The 23,288-nt window shown below is 65.8% G+C and carries 20 protein-coding genes and 1 other RNA gene; 15 read left to right on the top strand and 6 right to left on the bottom strand.

Annotation, left to right across the window (positions count from 1 at the left end):
• Window positions 1-45: 45 nt before the first annotated feature.
• Together HAP40_RS30530 and HAP40_RS30525 are read right to left on the bottom strand one after the other, a co-directional pair.
• Window positions 46-384, bottom strand: a complete 339-nt coding sequence (locus HAP40_RS30530) for a DUF6665 family protein (RefSeq protein ID WP_166814271.1) — start codon at window positions 382-384, stop codon at window positions 46-48.
• Window positions 385-438: 54 nt separating this feature from the next.
• Window positions 439-1,074 carry a TetR/AcrR family transcriptional regulator gene (locus tag HAP40_RS30525; RefSeq protein ID WP_166814273.1) on the bottom strand — a complete coding sequence of 212 codons (636 nt, stop codon included), beginning with the start codon at window positions 1,072-1,074 and terminating at the stop codon, window positions 439-441.
• A gap of 193 nt (window positions 1,075-1,267) precedes the next feature.
• On the opposite strand from HAP40_RS30525, the gene HAP40_RS30520 reads away from it, so the two are divergent.
• The 4 genes from HAP40_RS30520 (at window position 1,268) to HAP40_RS30505 (ending at window position 7,994) form a co-directional block, all read left to right on the top strand.
• Window positions 1,268-2,575 (top strand): HlyD family secretion protein, encoded by a 1,308-nt coding sequence (locus tag HAP40_RS30520; protein ID WP_166814275.1) that lies wholly within the window; start codon window positions 1,268-1,270, stop codon window positions 2,573-2,575.
• A gap of 27 nt (window positions 2,576-2,602) precedes the next feature.
• Complete coding sequence (locus HAP40_RS30515; protein WP_166814277.1) at window positions 2,603-4,186, top strand: DHA2 family efflux MFS transporter permease subunit; 1,584 nt, start codon at window positions 2,603-2,605, stop codon at window positions 4,184-4,186.
• Between the two features lie 535 nt (window positions 4,187-4,721).
• Complete coding sequence (locus HAP40_RS30510) at window positions 4,722-6,521, top strand: ABC transporter ATP-binding protein (RefSeq protein WP_166814279.1); 1,800 nt, start codon at window positions 4,722-4,724, stop codon at window positions 6,519-6,521.
• Window positions 6,522-6,587: 66 nt separating this feature from the next.
• Window positions 6,588-7,994 (top strand): MATE family efflux transporter, encoded by a 1,407-nt coding sequence (locus HAP40_RS30505; protein WP_166814281.1) that lies wholly within the window; start codon window positions 6,588-6,590, stop codon window positions 7,992-7,994.
• 68 nt (window positions 7,995-8,062) lie between these two features.
• Here the strand turns inward: HAP40_RS30505 and HAP40_RS30500 are convergent, their stop codons facing one another.
• Window positions 8,063-8,806: a sulfite exporter TauE/SafE family protein gene (locus HAP40_RS30500; RefSeq protein WP_166814283.1), complete on the bottom strand. Its 744-nt coding sequence runs from the start codon at window positions 8,804-8,806 to the stop codon at window positions 8,063-8,065.
• A 229-nt stretch (window positions 8,807-9,035) separates the two neighbouring features.
• Here HAP40_RS30500 and HAP40_RS30495 point away from each other — a divergent pair, with 229 nt between their 5' ends.
• On the top strand, window positions 9,036-9,299 hold the full coding sequence (locus tag HAP40_RS30495; protein ID WP_166814285.1) for a hypothetical protein: 264 nt from the start codon (window positions 9,036-9,038) through the stop codon (window positions 9,297-9,299).
• A gap of 5 nt (window positions 9,300-9,304) precedes the next feature.
• Here the strand turns inward: HAP40_RS30495 and HAP40_RS30490 are convergent, their stop codons facing one another.
• Window positions 9,305-10,675, bottom strand: coding sequence for a PLP-dependent aminotransferase family protein (locus HAP40_RS30490; protein ID WP_166814287.1), 1,371 nt, complete (start codon window positions 10,673-10,675; stop codon window positions 9,305-9,307).
• Between the two features lie 79 nt (window positions 10,676-10,754).
• On the opposite strand from HAP40_RS30490, the gene HAP40_RS30485 reads away from it, so the two are divergent.
• Both HAP40_RS30485 and HAP40_RS30480 read left to right on the top strand, forming a co-directional pair.
• On the top strand, window positions 10,755-11,183 hold the full coding sequence (locus HAP40_RS30485; RefSeq protein ID WP_166814289.1) for a DUF983 domain-containing protein: 429 nt from the start codon (window positions 10,755-10,757) through the stop codon (window positions 11,181-11,183).
• Window positions 11,184-11,348: 165 nt separating this feature from the next.
• The gene (locus HAP40_RS30480; protein WP_166814291.1) at window positions 11,349-12,062 is read left to right on the top strand and encodes an alpha/beta fold hydrolase; all 714 of its coding nucleotides are present in this window, start codon (window positions 11,349-11,351) and stop codon (window positions 12,060-12,062) included.
• Window positions 12,063-12,267: 205 nt separating this feature from the next.
• On the opposite strand, the gene rnpB is transcribed toward HAP40_RS30480, so the two are convergent.
• An RNA gene (gene rnpB / locus HAP40_RS30475) (RNase P RNA component class A) lies at window positions 12,268-12,747 on the bottom strand.
• Window positions 12,748-12,896: 149 nt separating this feature from the next.
• On the opposite strand from rnpB, the gene HAP40_RS30470 reads away from it, so the two are divergent.
• On the top strand, window positions 12,897-13,250 hold the full coding sequence (locus HAP40_RS30470; protein WP_166819277.1) for a YciI family protein: 354 nt from the start codon (window positions 12,897-12,899) through the stop codon (window positions 13,248-13,250).
• A gap of 138 nt (window positions 13,251-13,388) precedes the next feature.
• Window positions 13,389-14,621, top strand: coding sequence for an RNA polymerase sigma factor (locus HAP40_RS30465; RefSeq protein ID WP_166814293.1), 1,233 nt, complete (start codon window positions 13,389-13,391; stop codon window positions 14,619-14,621).
• Window positions 14,622-14,664: 43 nt separating this feature from the next.
• On the opposite strand, the gene HAP40_RS30460 is transcribed toward HAP40_RS30465, so the two are convergent.
• Window positions 14,665-15,528, bottom strand: coding sequence for an N-acetylmuramoyl-L-alanine amidase (locus HAP40_RS30460; protein ID WP_208024868.1), 864 nt, complete (start codon window positions 15,526-15,528; stop codon window positions 14,665-14,667).
• Between the two features lie 434 nt (window positions 15,529-15,962).
• On the opposite strand from HAP40_RS30460, the gene rsmH reads away from it, so the two are divergent.
• The 6 genes from rsmH to mraY all read left to right on the top strand — a co-directional run bounded on the left by rsmH (window position 15,963) and on the right by mraY (window position 23,283).
• Window positions 15,963-16,952 carry a 16S rRNA (cytosine(1402)-N(4))-methyltransferase RsmH gene (rsmH, locus tag HAP40_RS30455; RefSeq protein WP_166814296.1) on the top strand — a complete coding sequence of 330 codons (990 nt, stop codon included), beginning with the start codon at window positions 15,963-15,965 and terminating at the stop codon, window positions 16,950-16,952.
• Window positions 16,953-16,955: 3 nt separating this feature from the next.
• Window positions 16,956-17,348, top strand: coding sequence for a cell division protein FtsL (gene ftsL / locus HAP40_RS30450; protein WP_166814298.1), 393 nt, complete (start codon window positions 16,956-16,958; stop codon window positions 17,346-17,348).
• On the top strand, window positions 17,345-19,090 hold the full coding sequence (locus HAP40_RS30445; protein WP_166814300.1) for a peptidoglycan D,D-transpeptidase FtsI family protein: 1,746 nt from the start codon (window positions 17,345-17,347) through the stop codon (window positions 19,088-19,090). Before ftsL ends, HAP40_RS30445 begins: the two co-directional genes overlap by 4 nt.
• A gap of 84 nt (window positions 19,091-19,174) precedes the next feature.
• Complete coding sequence (locus HAP40_RS30440; protein ID WP_166814302.1) at window positions 19,175-20,632, top strand: UDP-N-acetylmuramoyl-L-alanyl-D-glutamate--2,6-diaminopimelate ligase; 1,458 nt, start codon at window positions 19,175-19,177, stop codon at window positions 20,630-20,632.
• Window positions 20,629-22,008: a UDP-N-acetylmuramoyl-tripeptide--D-alanyl-D-alanine ligase gene (locus tag HAP40_RS30435; RefSeq protein WP_166814304.1), complete on the top strand. Its 1,380-nt coding sequence runs from the start codon at window positions 20,629-20,631 to the stop codon at window positions 22,006-22,008. Before HAP40_RS30440 ends, HAP40_RS30435 begins: the two co-directional genes overlap by 4 nt.
• A 171-nt stretch (window positions 22,009-22,179) precedes the next feature.
• Window positions 22,180-23,283: a phospho-N-acetylmuramoyl-pentapeptide-transferase gene (gene mraY, locus HAP40_RS30430; RefSeq protein ID WP_011089345.1), complete on the top strand. Its 1,104-nt coding sequence runs from the start codon at window positions 22,180-22,182 to the stop codon at window positions 23,281-23,283.
• Window positions 23,284-23,288 lie beyond the last annotated feature (5 nt).

The raw sequence follows: 23,288 nt of genomic DNA, 5'->3' as shown, positions 1-23,288 counted from the left end.
CATCCGGGGCAGTCTCCCGCGCGCCGCGCTGATGCGGGCTACGTTTTACGAGGTCGGCCGCGATGGCGCAGGGGCCAGCCCCATGCACCGCTGCACCTCGGCCGGGACGTTGTAGGTCCGCATGATATGGCGGCTGTCGCGCAAGCCGGTTGCCTCACGCTGCACCACGAACATCCAGAGCGCCTGGCCGGCTTCCGCGACCAGCTTGCGCCGCGCCGGCTGCAGCGAGGCCGGTATCTCCGCGTGCGCGTAGGCGGCGTCGAATTCGCGCAGGCGCGCCAGCGTCTGTTCGAGCGCGCGGCCCATCCGCCCAAGCGCCGAGGCCTGTTCCTGGACGATCTCATAATGGAGGATGTCGACCGGCGGACGAAGATCACGAGACATGGCCGCAATATAGAGTGGCGGTGCCGGGCTTCGCAACGCGCGGCCTGCTGGTCGTCACTTCGCCTGGTATGCCGCCAGGAACATCCGCGTCGCGCTGTCGATCACTTCGGTCATTCGCTCGTCCGAGGGCGCGGGCGCGGCCTGGAAGACGAAGGGCAGGAAGAGTGAGGCCTTGCAGAGTTCCATGAATTGCGAGGCCGCAAGATCGCAATCGTCGATCATGAGATCGCCGGCGGCGACATGGACCCTGAGATATTCGGAGAGGCGGTTGATGGTCTTGTCCAGCACCCGTGCATAGTAACGGCGGCCGACATCGGGCATGCGCTCGGCGATCGCCATCACGGTCCGGATCGCCGATCCGCCGCCGGGCCGGCAGAGCAGATGGAGGTAGGCCCGGCCGAACTCCTTCAGCGTGGTTTCGGCATCGCGCGCGGGATCGAAATTGAACACGACCTGGCCATGCTCGAGCGCTTCCTCTTCGAGGATGGCTTCGAACAGCGCGCATTTGTCGGCGAAATAGACGTAGAGCGTGCCCTTGGAGACCTGCGCCGCGCGCGCGATCTCGCCCATGCTGGCGCCGTCGAAGCCGAGCGCCATGAACACCTTGCGGGCCCCGTCCAGGATCTGGCGCCGCTTGGTGCTGTCCTCTTCCTGGACGACGTGCAGGCGTTCGCTGGCAGCTACAACCATTGGTTTAGGGTCTCGGAAGGTTTCTGGCCGGGATGTTGACCTATGAAACCCAAATAAAGGATTCGGGCCAGTAGGGTCCAACCGGGAATATTATCTAGATTGACCGAACCGTTCGGTCAATGATATTTGACGAGCGAGGGAACCGGCCGCAAGGACGGTCGGGCCCGGTCGCATATATTTTTGGGAGGCCTTTATGGCCGTATCGAGAGACCAGGCTGCGCGCGCGCTTCGCCCGGAAGCGGCGGAGCAGGCGGGCAGCGATGCTGGGTCCGAGACATCCGCACCCCGTGCCGAGCCGTTGCGCGCCCACGTGGCCGACGAAACCAAGCTCCGCATCGGCGAGGCGCCGGAGAAGCCCGTGACCGACAAGCCCGCCGCACCTGCGCCGGCCGCGCCCGCCGCCGGCGCGCCGAAAACCGGCAAGCGAAAATTCGTCCTGATGGGCGTCGGCGTCGTGCTCGCGCTCGCCGCCGCGAGCTATGCCGGCTACTACACGCTGGTCGGCCGCTTCTACATTTCCACCGATGACGCCTATGTCCGCGCCAACAACACGATGCTCGGTGCGCGCGTCGCCGGCCACATCTCTTCGATCCTCGCCGGCGACAACACGCCGGTGCGCGCCGGCGACGTGGTCTTCCGCATCGACGAGGGCGACTACAGGATCGCGGTCGATGCCGCCGCGACCAGGATCGCGACCCAGCAGGCCACCATCGACCGCATCGGCCGCCAGGTCGCAGCGCTCGACAGCCAGGTCGCGCAGGCCAAGGCGCAACTCGTCTCGGCTGAAGCCGGCCTCAAGCGCGCCGACCTCGATTACGAGCGTCAGCAGGCGCTGAGCAACAAGGGCTTTGCCTCGCGCGCGGTGTTCGAGAGCTCGGAAGCCGGACGCGACCAGGGCGCCGCCGCGGTGAAGGCCGCGCAGGCCGCCTACGACGTCGCGATCAGCAATGTCGACGTCGCCAAGGCACAGCAGGCCGAAGCGCAGGCGCAGCTCGCCGAGCTCAAGACCACGCTCGCCAAGGCCGAGCGCGACCTCGGCTTCACCGCGGTGCGTGCGCCGGTCAACGGCACGTTCTCGAATCGACTGGTCAACACCGGCGACTTCGTTGCGGTCGGCCAGCGCCTCGGCAACATCGTGCCGCTCGACGACGTCTATATCGACGCCAATTTCAAGGAAACGCAGCTCAAGCGCATCCGTCCCGGCCAGCCGGTGACGATCAAGGTCGACGCCTACGGCATGCGCAAATTCGCGGGCGTCGTCGACAGCATCGCGGCGGGCTCGGGCTCGGTGTTTACGCTGCTGCCGCCCGACAATGCCACCGGCAATTTCACCAAGATCGTGCAGCGCGTGCCGGTCCGCATCCGCGTGCCGAAATCGGTGGCGAAGCAGAATCTGCTTCGCGCCGGCATGTCGGTCTACGCGACCGTCGACACCAACAAGGGCGCCGCCGATGCCGACAGCGAGGTCGATCTCGACGATCCCGCGATCCATCCGCAGTAGCCAACCCGAGCGCTGCGAGGTCGGACGATGGCCGACGCCACCACAGCTTCACCTGCCATGATGGCGGATCCCGCTTCTGAGCGCATCGCGCCGAAGCGGCTGTTCGCCTTCATCATCATGGTGTTCGGGATGTTCATGTCGATCCTGGACATCCAGATTGTCTCGGCGTCCCTCAACGAGATCCAGGCCGGATTGTCCGCGAGTTCCAGCGAGGTCTCGTGGGTCCAGACCGCCTATCTGATCGCCGAGGTCATCGCGATCCCGCTGTCCGGCTTTCTGTCGCGCGCCTTCGGCACGCGGCTGCTGTTCGCAATCTCGGCGGCGGGCTTCACCGCATCGAGCCTGCTCTGCGGCTTTGCCTCGACAATCGAGGAGATGATCCTCTGGCGCGCGCTGCAAGGCTTCCTCGGCGCCGGCATGATCCCGACGGTGTTCGCCTCGGCCTATACCGTGTTCCCGCGCACGAAATTCCACATCGTCGGTCCCATCATCGGCCTCGTCGCAACGCTGGCCCCGACCATCGGCCCGACCGTCGGCGGCTACATCACCGACCTGATGTCGTGGCACTGGCTGTTCTTCATCAACGTGCTGCCCGGCATCGGCATCACCCTGGGCGTTCTGGCGCTGGTCGATTTCGACGAGCCGCATTTCGAGCTGCTCGACCGTTTCGACTGGTGGGGCCTCTTGTTCATGGCCGGCTTCCTCGGCACGCTGGAATATGTGCTGGAGGAAGGCCCGCAATATGAATGGATGCAAGATACCTCCGTGGCGGTCTGCGCCTGGATCTGCGTGATCTCGGCGATCGCTTTTTTCTGGCGCGTCTTCACCGCGGCCGAGCCGATCGTCAATCTGCGCACCTTCTCCAACCGCAATTTCGCGATCGGCTGCCTTTTGCAGTTCTGCATCGGCATCGGCCTCTACGGCCTGACCTACATCTATCCGCGCTATCTCGCCGAGGTGCGCGGCTACAGCGCGCTGATGATCGGCGAGACCATGTTCGTCTCGGGTATCACCATGTTCCTGGTCGCGCCGCTGGTCGGCCGCCTCATGTTGAAGTTCGACATGCGCTACATGATCGCATTCGGCCTCATCGTGTTCGCGATCGGCTCCTACCAGATGACCTGGATCACGCGCGACTACGATTTCTACGAGCTGCTCGTGCCGCAGATCCTGCGCGGCATCGGCATGATGTTCGCGATGGTGCCGACCAACAACATCGCGCTCGGCACGCTGGCGCCCGACAGGGTGAAGAACGCGAGCGGCCTGTTCAACCTGATGCGCAATCTCGGCGGCGCGGTCGGGCTCGCCGTCATCAACACCGTGCTCAACGACCGCACCGATCTGCACATCACGCGCCTCCAGGAGCGCGTGACCTGGGGCAACGCGAGCGCGACCGAAACCCTGACCATGTTCATGCAGAAGTTCCAGGGGCTCGGCGATTCCACGCTGATGGCGATGAAGCAGCTCTCCCAGCTGGTGCACCGCCAGGCCGTGGTGATGAGCTTCGGCGACGCCTTCTTCTTGCTGACGGTGTTCTATCTCGGCCTCAGCCTGCTGGTCGCGCTGCTGAACAAGCCGGCCGCGATGACGGGCGGCGGTGACGCGCATTAGGCGCCACACATTCGGTATCCCGGCTAGACCTGGCGACCCAGTCTTCCAGCGACGTCAGTGATTTACGGAGAAGCTGCGGCGTACTGGATGCCCCGGTCAAGCCGGGGCATGACGGCGGAGATTGGCGCCGCGGCCGAGCGCGCCATGGCAATGCACACCACGGCGCAGCGTGGCCCGTCGCACCAAATTGCAACACTCGTTCGTGAACTCGCGCGGGGCCCGTTGCAAATCGCAAGCGGCACATCTATAAAGCGCACCTCATTCAATCGAACCGGGGAGAGATTTGCATGAATTCGTCGCATTCGCAGATCGTACGCCCGCGCTCGATGATGACCTCGATGACATCCTGGCTCGGTATGTACGCGGCCTGTTAGAGGCCTCTTCCGCCAGCTTCGATTGGGCCAAGTTTTCGACCAAGCGTCCCGATCGCTCCGCTTCCCAAGTCAAAGTCAGTTTTAAGTGACGCGTCTCGGCCCTTGCGGCCGGCCTTGCGTCCATCGATGGAGCCGGCCCGCGGATGCGGCCGGATGATGTCATGACCGCTCTGTCAAAAAAGCCCGCCGCGATTCGCGTGGTGCTGCCCTTCGTATTCCGGCACTGGCTGAAGCAGCCGGGGCGCGGCCTCGTCGTGGCAGGCGGCCTCCTTGGTGCGACCATCGCCGACCTGTTCATGCCGGTGTTTTCGGGGCATCTGGTCGACGCGCTGACGCGCGGCCCGTCCGATCCCGATGCGCGCCACGCGGCGCTGGTGGCATTCGGCGCCATCGTGGCGTTGGGCGCGGCTTCGATGGTGCTGCGGCTCGTCGGCCTTCAGGCCATCGTGCCGTTCACGCTGAAGATCATGTCCGACGTCGCGCAGGATGCGTTCACGCGCGTGCAGCGCTTCTCGACCGACTGGCACGCGAACTCCTTTGCCGGCTCCACGGTGCGCAAGATCACCCGCGGCATGTGGGCGCTCGACCTGCTCAACGACACCATCCTGATGGCGCTGGCGCCCTCGCTGCTGGTGCTGGTCGGCTCGATGATCCTGATCGGCGTGCATTGGGCCTCGCTCGGCCTCGTGATCGCCATCGGGGCGATCGTCTACGTCACTATCACGGTGGTGTTCTCGACCCGCTACATCGCGCCGGCCGCGCGCGTCTCCAATGCCTGGGACACCAAGGTCGGCGGCACGCTGGCGGACGCACTGACCTGCAACGCCGTGGTCAAGTCGTTTGGCGCCGAAGGCCGGGAGGACGCGCGGCTCGCCCGCGTCATCGACCGCTGGCGCGTGCGCGTGCGGCGGACCTGGTATCGCTACAATTACACGGCGATGTCGCAGCTCTCCTTGCTGCTGTGCCTGCGCGCGTCCGTGATCGGCGGATCGGTGATGCTGTGGATGTCGGGTCACGCCTCGCCCGGCGACGTCACCTATGTGCTGACGAGCTACTACGTCATCCACGCATACTTGCGCGACGTCGGCATGCACATCAACAACCTCCAGCGCTCGGTCAACGACATGGACGAACTGGTCGCAATTCACGACGAGCCGATCGGCATTGCCGATGCCCCCGATGCGCGACCGATTGTCATCGAGGGCGGCGAGATCGCGTTCGACGACGTCACGTTCCATTATGGCGGCCATCGCGCGCCGCTGTATGACGGGCTGTCGCTGACGATCCGCGCCGGCGAGCGGGTTGGCCTCGTCGGCCGCTCCGGCTCCGGCAAGACGACCTTCGCCAAGCTGGTGCAGCGGCTCTACGACGTCACCAATGGCCGTGTGCTGATCGACGGGCAGGACATCGCGCTGGCCACGCAGCACTCGCTGCGCAGCCAGATCGCGATCGTGCAGCAGGAGCCGATCCTGTTCCACCGCTCGCTGGCCGAGAACATCGCCTATGGCCGGCCGGGTGCCAGCCTCGAGGCGATCGAGCAGGCGGCGCGGCTCGCGAATGCGCACGACTTCATCCTGCGCCTGCCGAAGGGCTACGGCACGCTCGTCGGCGAACGCGGCGTGAAGCTGTCCGGCGGCGAGCGGCAGCGCGTTGCGCTGGCGCGCGCGTTCCTGGCGGATGCGCCGGTGCTGATCCTGGACGAGGCGACCTCGAGCCTCGATTCGGAATCGGAAGCGCTGATCCAGCAGGCGATGGAGCGGCTGATGAAGGGCCGCACCTCGATCGTGATCGCGCACCGCCTGTCGACGGTGAAGAGCCTCGATCGCATCCTGGTGTTCGACCGCGGCGAGATCGTCGAGCAGGGCACGCATGCCATGCTCGCGGGCAAGCGAGAGGGCATCTATCGCGGTCTGTTCGAGCGCCAGGTGGTGGAGCTCGGGCATATCGCAGCGGCGGAATGAGGCGCAGCCTGCGGACGGAGGAGACCGTCCGCGAGCTGCGAAGGATTAGGGCAGGGATGGACTGACATGAAAGACCTGACGCACGGCTCCATTGTGGGCCATATCCTGAGCATGGCGCCACCGATCGTGGTTGGCATGATCACGATCATGATCTGCCAGCTCGTCGACCTCTACTTCGTCTCGAGCCTGGGCGAGGCCGCGATCGCCGGCGTCGCCGCGGCCGGCAATGCCGGATTTCTCGTCAACGCGCTGATGCAGGTGCTCGGCGTCGGCACGGTTGCGTTGATGGCGCATGCCGTGGGCCGCAAGGACCGTGGCGATGCCAATCTGGTGTTCAACCAGTCGGTCGTCCTGTCGGTGCTGTTCGGGCTGCTGACCCTGGTTGCGGGTTTCGCGCTGTCGCGTCCCTATATGCGTGCGGTCGCGGCCGACGAGGCGACGGTCGAAGCCGGCACCGTCTATCTGCTCTGGTTCATGCCGGCGCTGGCGCTGCAATTCGCGACGCAAGTGATGGCGTCCGCATTGCGGGCGACCGGCATCGTGCGGCCGAGCATGCTGGTGCAGGCGCTCGCGGTGGGCATCAACATTGCGCTGGCGCCGGTCCTGATCTCGGGCTGGGGCACCGGGTATCCGCTCGGTGTCGCCGGGGCAGGCCTCGCAAGCTCGATCGCCGTGTTCGTCGGTGTGCTGATGCTGCTCGCGTATTTCCTGAGGTTGGAGCGCTACGTCGCTTTTCATCCTGCGCAATGGCGGCCCCAGCTTCCGCAGTGGAAGAGAATCCTCAATGTCGGCCTGCCCGCTGGCGGCGAGTTCGTGATGGTCTTCATCATCATGGGCGTGGGCTATTATGTGCTGAGCGTTTTCGGCCCGGCGGCGCAGGCCGGATTTGGTATCGGCACGCGTCTCCTCGGCCTGATCCAGATGCCTGCGCTCGCCATTGCGCTGGCTGCGGGGCCCATCGCCGGCCAGAACTTCGGCGCCGGCAATGGCGCGCGCGTGCGGGAGACCTTTGTCAAGGCGGCGCTTGTCGCGACCGCCGTGATGATTGTCTTTCTGTTCCTCGCGCAAGTCGCGCCAGGTCTGTTGCTTGCCGGCTTCTCGAGTGATCAGGAAACGATGGCGGTTGCGTCGCTCTTCCTGCGCATCGTCTCTTTCAACATGGTGGCGCAGGGGCTGATCTTCACCACGTCCAGCATGTTCCAGGGCCTCGGCAACACCAAGCCCGTGCTGGTGACCTCGGCAATGCGGGTCCTCACCTATTCCCTGCCGTCGATCTGGCTCTCGACGTGGCCGGGCTTCCGGATGGAGCACGTCTGGTATTTGTCGATCGTGACAACGACGCTTCAGGCCGCGCTGAGCGTGTGGCTGCTGCACCGCGAGTTCAGGACGCGCCTTGCATTGCCCCCGAAGGAGAGGGCGCCGGAGCAGGAGAGTCCCAAACCCGTCGCGCCACTCGTCCGCGAGCCTGCGTAGCGACAGCTTGTTCATGCCCCCGGCCCCGGGCCGGGGAGCATGACGCTGGCCGCGAAGCGACTGCAGAGCTAGAGCGCGCCAATACTGTTCCAGACGAGGGTGAGGCCCGACAGGAACAACAGGCCGAGCACGACATCGCCGAAATGCTTGTCGTTGAGGGCGTGATAGACCCGCGCGCCGGCCCATGCTCCGATCAGCGTGCCCGGAAAGGCGACCAGCGCGAGCCAGACCACTTTGAGCTCGACGAGACCCGATGCGGTCTGCAGCGCCAGTGCGGTCGCGAGCACCGTGAAGTTGAAGAGCTGGAAGATGCCGCGCCGCTCGTGCTTGTTCCAGCCGCGGATGTTCGCCCACAAAATCGGCAACGGCCCGGACAATCCGGCGAGGCCGCCAAGAATGCCGCCGGCAAAGCCGATCGCACCGTCGGCGATCCGGCCGCCGAACTTGATCGCGAGCGGCCGCTTGTTCAGATACATCGCGCTCGAAAAGATCAGGATCAGCACACCGACGCTGAGCTTGAACACTTTCGGATCGGCCGAGGCGATCATCATCGTTCCCAGGGGAACGCCGATCAAGCCGCCGATCAGGAACGGCCACACCAGCGACAGGTCAAAGCTCTTCCACATCGACGGCAGCGTCGATGTCTGGGCGATCACCGAGCAGATCAGCACCAGGGGCACGGCCAGCGAGGGCGGCAGGACGTAGAGCCAGATGCCGAGCGCCATCAGCGCCGTGCCGAATCCGGCCAGCCCCGAGACGAAGCCCCCGGCCAAGGCGCCGAGCAGCAGTAGCGCGTAGGTGAGCGTTTCCAACCCATTGTCCTCGTCGGATGGGCGATCCCGAATAGCTGATCGCCGTCGCCCGCATAGCACGCTTGCCGCCGTGCAGGTCAATCCATGCTGCACGCAAGCGTGATCTGCGATGTCGGGCTTTCGCGGAAGACATGCCTACATGACGATCGTACTTCAATCCTTGGGGGCCCGCCCGTCGCCACCGTGCGCTCCGATCGGCCAATCCCGAACGAGCTGATGGAGAATGACCATGACCCGCACGAACATTGCCGTCGCGATCGCACTCCTGTCGGGCGCGGCCTTGACGCCGACCTTGGCGCAGGCGCAGTTTTCGGAGCCTGCGGCCTATCAGGCTGCCCATCCCGACCGCGACGTGCTGAATGGCGGCCAGCTCACGCCTGCGGCGCGCGCGGCGCTCGGTCAGCAAAACAGTCCACGCGATGCTTATGCATCGCAGGTCTATCCGTCACCGGCCGCACCTGTCGTTCGCTCGCGCCATCGCCGTCATCGATAGTTTGATCAGACGATCTGCCTGGCGTCGGCGGGCCTGTGCAGCGCGCCAACCAGGATGCGGAGCGCTTCCGTCAGTTCTGATCGGTTGCGCGCCGCGCCCAGCGACACCCGCGCCGCATGCGGTGGTGTGCCGTTCACCGAGAAGGCATCGCTGGCAACGACGGCCAGTCCGTTCCGCAGCAGATGCCCCGCGACGTCGGGGCGACCCTCCGGCAGGCGCAGCCACAGATGATGCGCGGCGGGCTTGGCCAGGAATTGAAATCCCTTCAGCGCGCGCTGTGCGAGCTGCTGGCGGCCGACCGCCTCGTTCCGGATGGCGGCGATGATCCGGTCGGCGATGCCGGTCTCGATCCAATGCGTCACCAGCGCGACCATCAGCGGCGCCGGCATCTGCACCGTGGCCTGCAAATGGCTGCGCATCGTCTGCTGTGCATCGTTGTCAGGGGCCAGCAGATAGGCGACGCGCAGCGCCGGCGCGATGCATTTCGACAGCGTGGTCGCGAGATAAGCCCGCTGGGGGATGAGACATGCGATCGGCGATGCCGCGCGGTCGAGCAGCCCGTAAGCATCGTCCTCGATCAGCCTCGTATCGGCATCGCCGATGATCTTCGCGATCGCCTCGCGCCGTGCGGCGGACAATGTCGCCGTCGTCGGATTGTGCAGTGTCGGGATGAGATAAACGGCCTTCGGTCGGTGCGCGCGGCAAGCCTCTGCCAGCGCATCGGGCAGGATGCCGCCGTCGTCCATGGCGACGCCGACGAGCTTGACGCCGAGCCGTGCGGCGGCGGCCTTGATGCCGGGGAAGGTGAGCGCTTCCGTCAGCACGACATCGCCAGGCCGCGCAAGGTGCGCAAGCAAATTGAACAGGATCGTCTGCGCGCCGGGAAAGATCACCAGCCTGTCAGCATGCGCATGCGGAACGCGTGCGCGCATCCAGCGCGCCGCCACCTCGCGCTCATGCGCGCTGCCGCCGGGCGGTTGGTAGTTGAGATGCGCCGTCAGGCCCGATTGCGCGCGGATGGCTTCCATGCCGGCGATGATGCGCTCGTCGAGCTGCGCCTCCAGCGGATGCGGCGGCACGTTCATCGAAAGGTCGATCGCGACGGGATGCGGCAGGTCGACTGCGCGGCGCGCGCTGGTCTCCGACACGAACGAGCCCTGTCCGACCCGGGCTTCCATGATGCCGCGGCGCCGCGCTTCGGTGTAGGCGCGCGTCACCGTGGTGAGGTCGATACCGAGGGCTTTTGCGAGTGCGCGTTGCGTCGGCAATTGCTGGCCCCGCACCAGCCGGCCGGCGGCGATATCGGCCTCCATGGCCTCGACGATGCGCTGGTAGCGCGGGCCCGAAAGCTCCGAGATTGTAGGAATCCAATCCATGCAATGCTGGCCCATATCCTTTGAATGTATGGATGCAAGATACTATTGTATGGATCATCGAAAAGGAAGAGGTGTGGTCATGGCGACGGTCTCTCTGGCAAAGGCGATGTGGCGCGGCTTCGGTGGCAAGTGCCCGAATTGCGGGGAAGGGCACATGTTCGGCCGCTTCCTGAAAGTGGCTGATACTTGCGACCATTGTGGCGAAGAGCTGTTTCACCAGCGCGCCGACGACTTTCCGGCCTATCTCGTGATGGTGGTGGTGGGCCATCTCGTGGTGCCGGCGATCCTCGCGGTCGAGACTGCCTACGCACCGCCGGAATGGTTGCAGCTCGCAGTGTGGCTGCCGGTGACGCTGTTCGCGTCGCTCGCATTGCTGCAACCGACCAAGGGCGCCATCGTCGGGCTGCAATGGCAGCTCGGCATGCACGGTTTCGAGGCGAGCAAGCTGCGGCGTGAGGCCGATGAGCTTGCGCCGGTGCTGGTGAAGGCGGATACGCGGGCGGCCTGAAGCGCGATGAGGTCAGGATCGTCATCGCGCTCTAGGTATTGTTTGAGCCTGATCTTTTCGGAAGGCCGCTGCACACTTTTCCGGATCACGCCCTGAGAGCCGGCATTTACATGGCGCGGCCGGCCGCTACACTCCATCGCATCAACGAGAACGATGGAAACGCTGATGGCGACGCGCGCGAAGACTTTCCTGCTCTGTCATGGCGCGTGGTCCGGCGGATGGGCCTGGAAGAAGATGCATCCGCTGATGGCGCAGGCCGGCCACCGCCTGGTGGCGCCGACCTATACGGGGCTCGGCGAGCGCGCGCATCTGGCAAGCCCTTCGATCGATCTGGAGACCCATATCCAGGACATCCTCAACGTCATCGCCTTCGAGGATTTGAGCGACATCGTTCTGCTCGGCCACAGCTATGGCGGCATGGTCGCGACCGGTGTCGCCGACCGCGCGCGCGAGCGCGTGACGCAGCTGATCTATCTCGACGCCTTCGTGCCGCGTGACGGCCAGTCGCTGTTCGATCTCAACGAGGGCGGGCGCGAGCCGATGCGCAAGGCAGTAAGCTCGGGCGACGGCTATCGCATCCCGCCGAACCCGCCGCCGCCTGATACGCCGCAGGCCGATCTCGACTGGCTCAATGCCCGCCGCGTGCCGATGCCGATCAAGTGCTTCGAGGCGCGCTTGAGGCTCGCGCACGGCGAGGCGAAAGTGCCGCGCAGCTACATCTATTGTACGCGCATTCCGCCGGGCGACGTGTTCGGGCAATTCGCGCAGCGGACGAAGAACGAGGATGGCTGGCGCTATGTCGAGCTCGACGCCAGCCACGCGCCGAATGTGACGGCGCCGGAGGCGCTGATGGCGGTGTTGGCGAAGATCGTTGCGTAACTCTCGCCGTCATTCCGGGGCGTGCGCAGCACGAACTACGATGCGCAATTGCGCATCTGAGAATCCATTCCTCCATCCTCTCTGCCGGGCGATGGATTCCGGGCTCTCGTTTCGCGAGCCCCGGAATGACGCCTTCGAATGGCGGCGCGCTCGGTCTCAAAATGGTGAGGGGCCCGATGCGCTAGCATCGGACCCCTCGTTGCAAGATATCAGCCGGCCTGTAAGCCGGGTTCTGTAGGGCACCATCCGCTTGCGCGAACGATACGTGACGGCCATTCCTCTGGGACCACGTTTGCACATGGCCTCGAGCAACCTACCCGGACGGCGGGCCTGACATCGCCCCGCGGCGTTATCGCTTGCGCGAACAGCCCGCTGCGCCGTCCCTATTCGGTTTTGCTCCCGGTGGGGTTTGCCCTGCCGGCTCCGTTGCCGGATCCGCGGTGCGCTCTTACCGCACCTTTTCACCCTTACCTGCCTACGCAGCTTGCGCTGCTACGGCACGGCAGGCCCGAGGGCTTGCCGCGCCAAAGCCCCGAAGGGGCGACGGCGGGCGGTTCGTTCTCTGTGGCACTTTCCCTGGGGTCACCCCCGCCGGACGTTATCCGGCACCGCATGTCAAGGGAGCCCGGACTTTCCTCCCCGGCGGCCTTTCGGCACCTGCCGGAGCGGCCGTCCGGCCGACTGACCGATAACGCATGGAGCATTTGTGACGGTTCCGTCAAGCCGGTATCGCCGCGCGCGCGGCCCGCAAATAATTTATCCTGAAGATGTCGTTTGGCGCGCGCCCCGTTCGACTGGATGTCGGCGACGCAGCCGAACAACCGGAGTGAAGCGATGCAATATCTGCTGATGATCTACCAGAACGAGGTCGAGTACGCGAAGAACGACGCGGCGACCAGCCAGAAAATGCTGGCCGAATATCAGGCCTTCACGCAAGGCATCATCCAGAACGGCAATTTCAAGGCTGGTGACCGCTTGCAGCCGACGACGACCGCGACGACCGTGCGCGTGCGCGACGGCAAGATGCTGACGACGGACGGCCCGTTTGCGGAGACGCGCGAGCAGCTCGGCGGCTACTATCTGGTCGAAGCCAGGGATTTGAACGCCGCGATCGAGATCGCGGCGCGGATCCCCAGCGCGCGCATCGGCTCGATCGAGGTGCGGCCGATCTGGGTGTATGAGAAATGAAATGATCTTACCTTCGCCATTTTGGGATGCGCCGTCGGGCGCAGGCCCGGAATCCATAACCACGATCGGAAGTATGGTTTCCGGGCTCGTCGCTGGTGCGACGCCCCGGCATGACGATGGGTATGTTGATCGCGTGACATGACCCCTTCCGAGATCGAGATCATTTTCCGCGACGAGGCGGGGCGGGCGCTTGCCACGCTGATCCGCCTCGTCGGCGATTTCGATCTCGCCGAGGATGCGCTCCAGGATGCCTTCGCCGTTGCGCTGGAACGCTGGCCGGCGTGCGAGATCCCCGACAATCCGCGCGCCTGGCTGGTCAATGTCGCGAAGCACAAGGCGATCGACCGCGTTCGCCGCGCGGCCGTCTTTCGCGGCAAGCAGCAGGCGCTGGTGCACGAGCTCGAGCTGAACGCGCAAGCGCGCGACGAGCCGCCGGCCGTGCTCGACGACGACATGCTGCGGCTGATCTTCACCTGCTGCCATCCTGCGTTCGCGGCCGAAGTCCAGGTCGCATTGACGCTGCGCACCGTCTGCGGGCTGTCGACGGCGCAGGTCGCCCGCGCCTTTCTCGTCAGCGAGGAGGCGATGGCCCAGCGCCTCGTTCGCGCCAAGCAGAAGATCCGCCTCGCCGGCATCCCCTATGAAGTGCCGGAGCGCGAGGCACTGGCATCGCGGCTCGATGGCGTGCTCGCGGTGATCTATCTCGTCTTCACCGAGGGCTATGTGGCGACGTCGGGTGCGAACCTGATGCGGCCCGATCTCGCCGTCGAGGCCATCAGGCTCGGCCGCCTGCTGGATCGGTTGATGCCTGATCGCGCCGGCATCAAGGGCCTGCTGGCGTTGATGCTGCTGCACGACGCGCGCCGCGCCGGGCGCCAGACACCGGCCGGCGACATCGTGCTGCTCGAAGAGCAGGACCGCTCGCTGTGGGACCGCGCGCAGATCGAGGATGGCCTGATGTTGGTGGAAGACGCGCTGCGCCTGCCGGGCCGGCCGCAGCCCTATGCCGTGCAAGCCGCGATCGCGGCGCTGCATGCCCGCGCAACCAGCTTCGAGGAGACCGATTGGCCGCAGATTGCGGGACTCTACGAAGTGCTGCTGCGCATCAGTCCCTCGCCGGTGATCGAGCTGAACCATGCCGCGGCGGTGTCGATGGTCGACGGACCATCGCGCGCGCTCGATCTCGTCGATGCGATCACCGCGCGCGGCAGGCTCGATGGTTATGAGCTCATCCCTGCGGTTCGTGCGGATCTGTTGCGGCGGCTCGGCCGCAAGGAGGAGGCGCGCGAGGCGTATCGCGCGGCGACGGAGGCGGCGCAGCTGGAGCCGTTGCGGCGGCTCTATGCGCGACGGGTGAGGGAGATGGGGTAGGCGCGCCAGCTCCTCGCAGTGACGCAGTGCCTGGCTGCCGCCGTCACTTCGACGCGACGGCCGTCGCGTCCTGCGGCAGGCTCGCGAGCAGCGCCTGCAATGTCGACAGCGTCGAATGATCGGCCACGCCATCCAGTCGCTCCGGGCGGAAATGGCGCTGGAAGGCGGTGACGACTTCCATCGTTGCGGCGTCGTATTTGCCGGTCAGCGGCACGCCGTAGCCATATCGGGCGAGCGCCTGCTGCATGCTCAGCACCGCGTCGCTGATGGTGCCGAGCATCAGGCTCTCGCCGCGCACGACCGGCGCTGGCGTGACCCAGTGGCCGACGCCGGAATTGGCCAGCGAGTGCCATGGAAACTTCTCGCCGGGATCCTTCTTGCGCGCGGGCGCGACGTCGGAATGGCCAAGTACCCGATGCGCCGGCACCTTGCGGCGGAGCATAATGCCGCGGCACAGCGCGATCACGGCGGCGATCTGGCGCAGCGGATATTCCGGATAACCCCAATCGTGGCCGCGATTGATGATCTCGATGCCGATCGAGCAGGAGTTGATGTCGTCTTCGCCGGCCCAGGAGGAGACCCCTGCGTGCCAGGCGCGCTTCGCCTCGGGCACGCATTGCACGATGCGGCCATCCTCCAGCACGACGTAGTGCGCCGACACCTCGGTCCCCGCGGTGCACAGCCGCGCCAGCGCGCCCTCGACATCGGGCATGCCGGTGTAGTGCAGCACGATCATGTCCGGCTGCCGTCCCTTGTTGCGCTCGCCATGGTTGGGCGAGGGGATGATGTCGGAGACGGTCGACGAATCCGGGTCGAACGTCCGCATGTTCGCCGCGGCTTTGGGAACCGGGAGAACGCGTTGACGCTTCGAATCATTTCCAGACGGCGTGGACGAACCGGACGACATGAACAGCTCAAATCGGATAGGAGAGTGTGCCAAGCCCTTCTCTTTACTATTCCTTTACCCCTCGCCGCACGCAATCGCCCGGCGCGGTTAACGGGTGCATTTTGGCGCATGTGTGTGGATGAAGCATCACCACGCCGACACCTTTTCGACTTGTCATGAGCCGATCAACGCTTTCTTAACGCTAAGGGCCGTTACTGAGAGATGAAGAGCCGACCCGCGTCCGGAGGCGGCCAAAGCGTATTTTGGCTCGAAATCCCATGGCTGCCCGACAAATTCCACTGGGAACACTGGGTTGGCCGCTCAGGGCCACCGGGCCTGGTAACCATGCTGGACGAGGGCTTTGTCGTGGAACCGCCGCGACGCGGATTGATTCGAGGCGTTATGGGCTGGTTGGACCGCGATCCGGCATCGGCGGTGTCAGGCAGGCTTGGCGCATGAGCTCAGCTCTCCACATTCCCGTTCTCGGCCGCGAGGCCGTCGCGCATCTCGCCCCGCGCGAGGGCGGTGTTTACGTCGATGCCACCTTCGGCGCCGGCGGCTACAGCCGCGCCATCCTCGAGGTGCCGGGAACCCGGCTCATTGCCATTGATCGCGACCGCACGGCGATCGCGGGCGGTGCCGAACTGGTCGAACGTGCCGCGGGCAGGCTCACGCTGGTCGAGGACCGCTTCTCCAACCTCGCCGAGGTCTGCGCGGCGCAAGGCCTCGAGGACGTCGATGGCGTCGTGATGGATGTCGGCGTGTCCTCGATGCAGCTCGATCAGGCAGGGCGCGGTTTCTCATTCCGTCTCGACGGTCCGCTCGACATGCGGATGGGACAGATGGGCCCGACCGCGGCCGACGTCGTCGCGCGCGCCTCCGAAGGCGATCTCGCCGACATCATCTATCTCTTCGGCGAGGAGCGGCATTCGCGCCGCATCGCCCGCGCCATCGTGGCGGACCGTCTGGAGACGCCGTTCGAGACCACGCGGGCGCTCGCCGATCTCGTCGGCAGGGTCGTACGATCGAAGCCCGGCGACATCCATCCGGCCACGCGGACGTTCCAGGCGCTGCGCATCTTCGTCAACGAAGAGCTGGAAGAGCTTCAGACGGCGCTGGGTGCGGCGGAGCGCGTGCTCAAGCCCGGCGGCCGACTCGTCGTGGTCTCGTTCCATTCGCTGGAAGACCGCATCGTCAAGAACTTCCTCGCCGAGCGCTCCAGGACCGGCGGTGGCTCGCGGCATCTGCCGGAAGTCGCGCAAGTCGCGCCGAGCTTCCAGCTGCTGACGCGGCGGCCGGTCGTCGCCAGTGAGGACGAAGTCGCGCATAACCCGCGCGCCCGTTCGGCAAAGCTGCGCGCCGCCGAGCGCTCCGCGGCGCCGGCGCATGACGATGGCGAGCCATCCTCCTGGCCAAGACTCTCCGACGTCATGAGGGGCGGCTAGCGCATGCGCATCATCCACCTCCTCGTCATCGGCGCGCTGATCTTCGCGGCGGCCCATGTCTACCGGATCAAGATGGACTCCACCGCGCGTACCGAGAGGGTGCTGCGGCTGCATGCGGAAATCCGCGAGCAGCGCGACGCGATCGCCTCGCTGCGCGCCGAATGGGCCAAGCTCGATGCGCCCCAGCGCCTGCAAGGATTGTCCGACCGGCATCTGTCGCTCAAGCCGGTCAATGGCACGCAATACGACTCGCTGAAGAATTTGCCGGAGCGTCCGCCGCGGATGTTCAGGCCGGGAGAGCCCGATCCGATCGGAGCCATGCTCAACACCATCGAAGCCGCGAGCGATCCCGATACTGTCACGGGCTCCGTGCCTCAGCCGGAGGACAATCAATGAGCGCCGTTCCGGCCAAGCCCACACCGACCGAGCCTTGGCGGCGGCGGCTGATCCGCAGCCTGCTCTACGGGCGCAATGTCGATCGCGCCGCGAAGGCGCGCGCCCGCGTCGGCCTCGCCATGCTCGCCTTCGCTTCGGTCTACGCCCTGATCGGCGGCCGCCTCGTCATGTTTGCGATCGGTGCCGACGCCCATGGCGCGCGCCGCGCTGCGGCGCAGGAGGTGGTTGCGACCGCACGGCCCGACATCGTCGACCGCAACGGCGCGATCCTGGCAACCGACGTCAAGGCGTCCAGCCTGTTCGGCGAGCCGCGTCGCATCATCGACAAGGACGAGGCGATCGAGCTCCTGACCGCGACCATCCCCGACCTCGACGAGGCGGAGGTGCGCGAGCGCCTGAAGACACGCAAGGGCTTCGTCTGGCTCAAGCGCGAGGTCACGCCGTCGCAGCAGCAGGCCGTCCACAAGCTCGGCATTCCCGGCATCGGCTTTCTGCGCGAGAACAAGCGCGTCTATCCGACCGGCAACGAGGTCGCCCACCTCATCGGACTCGTCAATATCGACAACCAGGGCATCGCCGGCCTGGAGAAATGGCTCGACAACCAGGGGCTCGCCGATCTCCATCGCGCCGGCTTTGCCACCGACCGTCTGCAAAAGCCGATCGAGCTCGCGGTCGATCTGCGCGTCGAGCACGCGCTGCGCGACGAGCTGCTGAAGGCGAAAGACAAGTATCACGCCAAGGCCGCGTCCGGCATCGTCTCCAACGTCAAGACCGGCGAGATCGTGGCGATGGTCTCGCTTCCGGACTTCGATCCCAACAATCCAAAGGAAGCGCACGATCCCGATCGCATCAACCGCCTGACCACCGGCGTCTACGAGATGGGCTCGACGTTCAAGGCCTTTACGCTCGCGATGGCGCTCGATTCCGGCAAGATCAATCTCAACTCGATGTGGGATGCGCGCGGAAACCTGCACTACGGCAAGTTCACCATCCACGACAGCCATCCGCTCGGGCGATTCATCAACACCAAGGAAGTGTTCACCTACTCGTCCAACATCGGCGCGGCGCGGATCGCGCTCAGCCAGGGCGTCGAGGCGCACAAGGCGTTCCTCGCCAAGATGGGCCAGATGACGCGGCTGCGTACCGAGCTGCCGGAGAGCGCAGCCCCGCTGCTTCCGCGGCGCTGGAGCGAGCTGAACACGGTCACCGCCGCCTTCGGCCAGGGCCTCTCGGTGGCGCCGCTGCAGGCGGTGATGGGCATCAACGCCCTGGTGAACGGCGGCTATCTGATCCCACCAACCTTCATGAAGCGCAGCGAAGCCGAAGCGGCGGCGCTGGCCAAGCGCGTGATCAAGACCGAGACCAGCGACAAGATGCGGTATCTGATGCGGCTCAATGCCGAAATCGGAACCGCCAAGACCGCCGACGTCAAGGGCTACTACGTTGGCGGCAAGACCGGCACGTCCGAGAAGGTCATCAACGGCCGCTACGCCAAGAAGCGCGTGCTCAACTCGTTCACCGCCATCCTGCCCTGCGACGATCCGAAATATCACGTCCTGATCATGCTCGACGAGCCTCAGGCCATTCCTGAGACGAAGGGGTTCATCACCTCGGGCTGGAACACGGTGCCGACCGGCGGCAAGGTGATCGAGCGAATAGCGCCGCTCCTGGGCGTCGAGCCGAGGTTCGACCTGCCGCCGTCCGAGCGCCTTATTCTTGCAGCATCCAGGACAACCCAGTAATCAACCGGGTAGGCCGTTGCCGCCAGTGAGTCGGGGCTTTTCCGAAGCCTCAGTCGCCCGGCGCGGCATGTCGACTGGAAGGCCATGAAGCTTCGCGAACTGCTAGGCAATGATGCCGCAATCGAGCCCGCCACCGCGGCGCTCGATGCGACCGGCCTTGCGCTCGACAGCCGCCAGGTCAGGCCGGGGAACCTCTTCTTCGCACTTGCAGGCAGCAAGACCGACGGCGCGCGCTTCATCGATGCGGCTGTCGCCGCAGGCGCGGTGGCCGTCGTCGGCGACCGTGCGCCCGATGGCATCAAGGTGCCGTTCGTTACGGTGCTCAATCCGCGCCGCGCTCTGGCACTGGCCGCGGCAAGCTTCTTCCCCGCACAACCCGCGACCATCGCTGCGGTGACCGGCACCAGCGGCAAGACCTCCGTCGCAGCCTTCACGCGCCAGATCTGGGAGCGGCTGGGACATGCTTCCGCCAGCATCGGCACCATCGGCCTCGTTTCGCCCAGGCGCACCGTCTACGGCTCGCTGACGACGCCCGATCCAATCGCGCTGCACCGGCAGATCGACGAGATCGCGCGCGAGGGCGTGACGCATCTCGCCTTCGAGGCCTCCTCGCACGGGCTCGACCAATATCGCCTCGACGGCGTGCGCGTCTCGGCCGGCGGCTTCACCAATCTCTCGCGCGACCACATGGACTACCATCCGACCGTCGCACATTACCTCGCAGCAAAGCTTCGCCTGTTCCGCGATCTGGTTCTACCCGACGGAGCTGCGGTGATCTCGGCCGATCATGATTGCTCGGCGGAAGTCATTGATGCAGCGAAGGCGCGTGGCCTGCGCGTGATGGCGGTCGGCCGCCGTGGCGACGGGGCAGGCGAGGGTATTCGTCTTGCGGACGCCAGTGTGGAGGGCTTTTCGCAACTGCTCGGCATTGAACATCGCGGCATGCGCCATTCCGTCCGGCTGCCGCTGGTCGGCGAGTTCCAGATCGAGAATGCGCTGGTGTCGGCTGGCCTTGCCATCGGCACCGGCAGCGATGTGGCCGATGTGTTTGCGAGCCTCGAACATCTCGAAGGCGCCAAGGGCCGGCTCGAGCGCGTCGGCGAGCGCAACGGCGCGCCGATCTTCGTCGACTATGCGCACAAGCCCGACGCGCTGGCGAAGGCGTTGCAGGCGCTGCGCCCCTACGCCAAGCGCAGGCTGGTCGTCGTGTTCGGCGCCGGCGGCGATCGCGATGCCGGCAAGCGGCCGATCATGGGCGAGATCGCAGCCGAGAACGCCGACGGAATCATCGTCACCGACGACAATCCGCGCAGCGAGAAGCCGGAGGCCATCCGCGCCGCGATCCTCGCGACCGCCAAGGGCGCCCGCGAGATCGGCGACCGCGCCGCGGCGATCCGTGCGGCGATCGAGGATTTGCAGGAGGGCGACGCGCTGCTCGTCGCCGGCAAGGGCCACGAGACCGGGCAGATCGTCGGTGGCCAGGTGCTGCCCTTCAGTGATCACGAGGCGGTCGCCGCCGCACTAGCATCGAGGGTTGCATGAGCGCGCCGATATGGACGGTTGCCGAGGTGGCGCGCGCGCTGGGTGTCGATGGGGCATTCCCGGATACGCCGATCGATTTCGTCACCCAGGACAGCCGCCTAGTGAAGCCGGGCAGCCTGTTCGTCGCGCTGAGCGGGACGCCGAGCGGCGGCTTCATCTCGGCCTTCGCCAGCGCGCGCGATGGCTGGGAGTTCGCGGACAAGGCGGAAGCCTCGGGCGCGGTCGCGATGATCGTGCCGCACGAGATCGCAGGCATCCGCATTCCCCAGATCGTCGTGAAGGACACGCTGATAGATGGCCTCTGGGCCCTCGCGCGCGCCGCGCGCGCGCGCTATCGCGGTCCGGTGATCGGGCTGACCGGCAGCGCCGGCAAGACCAGCACCAAGGAGTTTCTGGCCGCTTACCCCAACGCCTATGCCAGCCCGTCGAGCTTCAACAATTTCTGGGGCGTGCCGCTGACGCTGTGCAATGCCAGGCCGGACGCCAGCCTCTGGGTCGTCGAGATGGGCATGAACCAGAAGGGTGAGATCGCGCGGCTCAGCGAATTGACGCAGCCCACGGTCGCGCTGGTCGTCAACGTCCAGCCGGTGCATCTGGAAAAGCTCGGCTCGCTCGAAGCCATCAGGCGCGAGAAGGTGTCGATCGCGCTTGGCCTGCCCGAGGACGGCGTGCTGGTGCTGCCCGCCGGGATCAAGGCGTCGGACTGGAAAGGAAAGGTCGTGCGCTTCGGCGAGCATGCCGAGGTGCACGAGGTCGCACATAAGCCGCATGGCGAGAGCTGGCAGGTCGTCGCCATGATCGGCAAGAAGGAGATCGCCTTCAGCCTGACGCCGGGCGCGCCACATCGGGTGCAGAATGCGCTGGCTGCGCTCGCCGCGATCCGCGCGGCGAATCTCGATGCGGCGACGCTGGCGATCAAGCTCGACCGCGTCGGTATCATGACCGGCCGCGGCGTCGAGCAGGCGGCCGGCGGCGTCACCGTGATCGACGACAGTTTCAACGGCAACCCGGCCAGCGTCGCTGCTGCGCTGCAAAGCCTGCAGGCGCGCAACATGACCGGCGGGCGGCGAATTGCGGTGCTCGGCGACATGCTGGAACTGGGCGACGACGCACCGAGCTACCACACCGGCCTCGCCAAATATCTCGACGGTATCGACGGCGTCTTTTGCGTCGGGCCCCTGATGCGCCACCTCTTCGACGGGTTGCCGTCGGGCAAGGGCCTCGGCTGGCACGACGATCCCGCCACGCTGAAGCCGAACGAGGTCGCGAGCCTGCTGAAGGCAGGCGACGTCGTGGTTGTCAAGGGCAGCAAGAAGATGTTCTGGGTCAACAAGTTTGTGCCGGCCCTGGTGGCCGCCTTGCAGGCAAAGGCGTAAACTGCTTGGAAGGCGCCGTTCCCGAATCCCACCCTTTGCGGCGCGACGCCGTGCGTTTTCCCTGAGGTCGCGCCCGACCCGATGATGAAGACCAGCGAATGCGCGTGAGGCACGTCGAGGCCAGGACCAAAGCCAAGGCCGCGTGTGCAAAGGCGCCATAGGACCGTCTGAATGTTTTACTGGCTGATCGAGCTCTCCAACACATTTCCGGGCTTCGGTGCGTTTCGCACCTTCCTGAACGTCTTCCGCTACATCACCTTCCGCACCGGCGGCGCCGTCGTCACCGGCGCGCTGTTCGTGTTCCTGTTCGGGCCCTGGATCATCGATCACTTGCGCATCCGGCAGGGCAAGGGCCAGCCGATCCGCACCGACGGCCCGCAATCGCACCTTGCCAAGAAGGGCACGCCCACCATGGGCGGGCTGATGATCCTCTCCGGCCTCACCGTCGGTACGGTGCTGTGGGCCAACCCGCTCAACCCCTACGTCTGGATCGTGCTGGCGGTGACGCTCGGCTTCGGCTTCGTCGGCTTCTATGACGATTACCTCAAGGTAACCAAGCAGACCACGACCGGGTTCGGCAGCAAGCTCCGCCTGCTGATCGAGGCCGCGATCGCGCTGGTCGCCTGCTACGCGCTGGTGCGGCTGAACCGCGATCCCGCCTCGACCGCGCTGACGATTCCATTCCTGAAGGACACGGTGCTGCATTTCGGCTGGTTCTTCGTCGTGTTCGGCGCCTTCGTCATCGTCGGCGCCGGCAATGCGGTGAACCTCACCGACGGTCTCGATGGTCTCGCCATCGTGCCCGTGATGATCGCGACCGCGAGCTTTGCGATGATAGCCTATCTCGCCGGCAACGCGGTGTTCGCCGATTATCTTCAGATCAAATATGTCGCCGGCACGGGCGAACTCGCGGTGCTCTGCGGCGCGCTATTGGGCGCCGGTCTCGGCTTCCTCTGGTTCAACGCGCCGCCGGCCTCGATCTTCATGGGCGACACCGGCTCGCTCGCGCTCGGCGGCATGCTCGGCGCGATTGCGGTCGCGGTGAAGCACGAGATCGTGCTCGCGGTGATCGGCGGCCTGTTCGTGCTGGAGGCGGTCTCCGTCATCGTGCAGGTGGTCTCGTTCAAGCTCACCGGCAAGCGAATCTTCCGGATGGCGCCGATCCATCATCATTTCGAGCAGCTTGGCTGGACCGAGCCGCAGATCGTGATCCGCTTCTGGATCATCTCGGTGATGCTCGCGCTCGCCGGCCTGTCGACGCTGAAGCTTCGGTGATCGAT

Source organism: Bradyrhizobium sp. 1(2017) (assembly GCF_011602485.2).
Taxonomy (GTDB): Bacteria; Pseudomonadota; Alphaproteobacteria; order Rhizobiales; family Xanthobacteraceae; genus Bradyrhizobium.
Note: the sequence above shows the minus strand (reverse complement) of the source record. Positions and strands in the feature narration are given on the sequence as shown.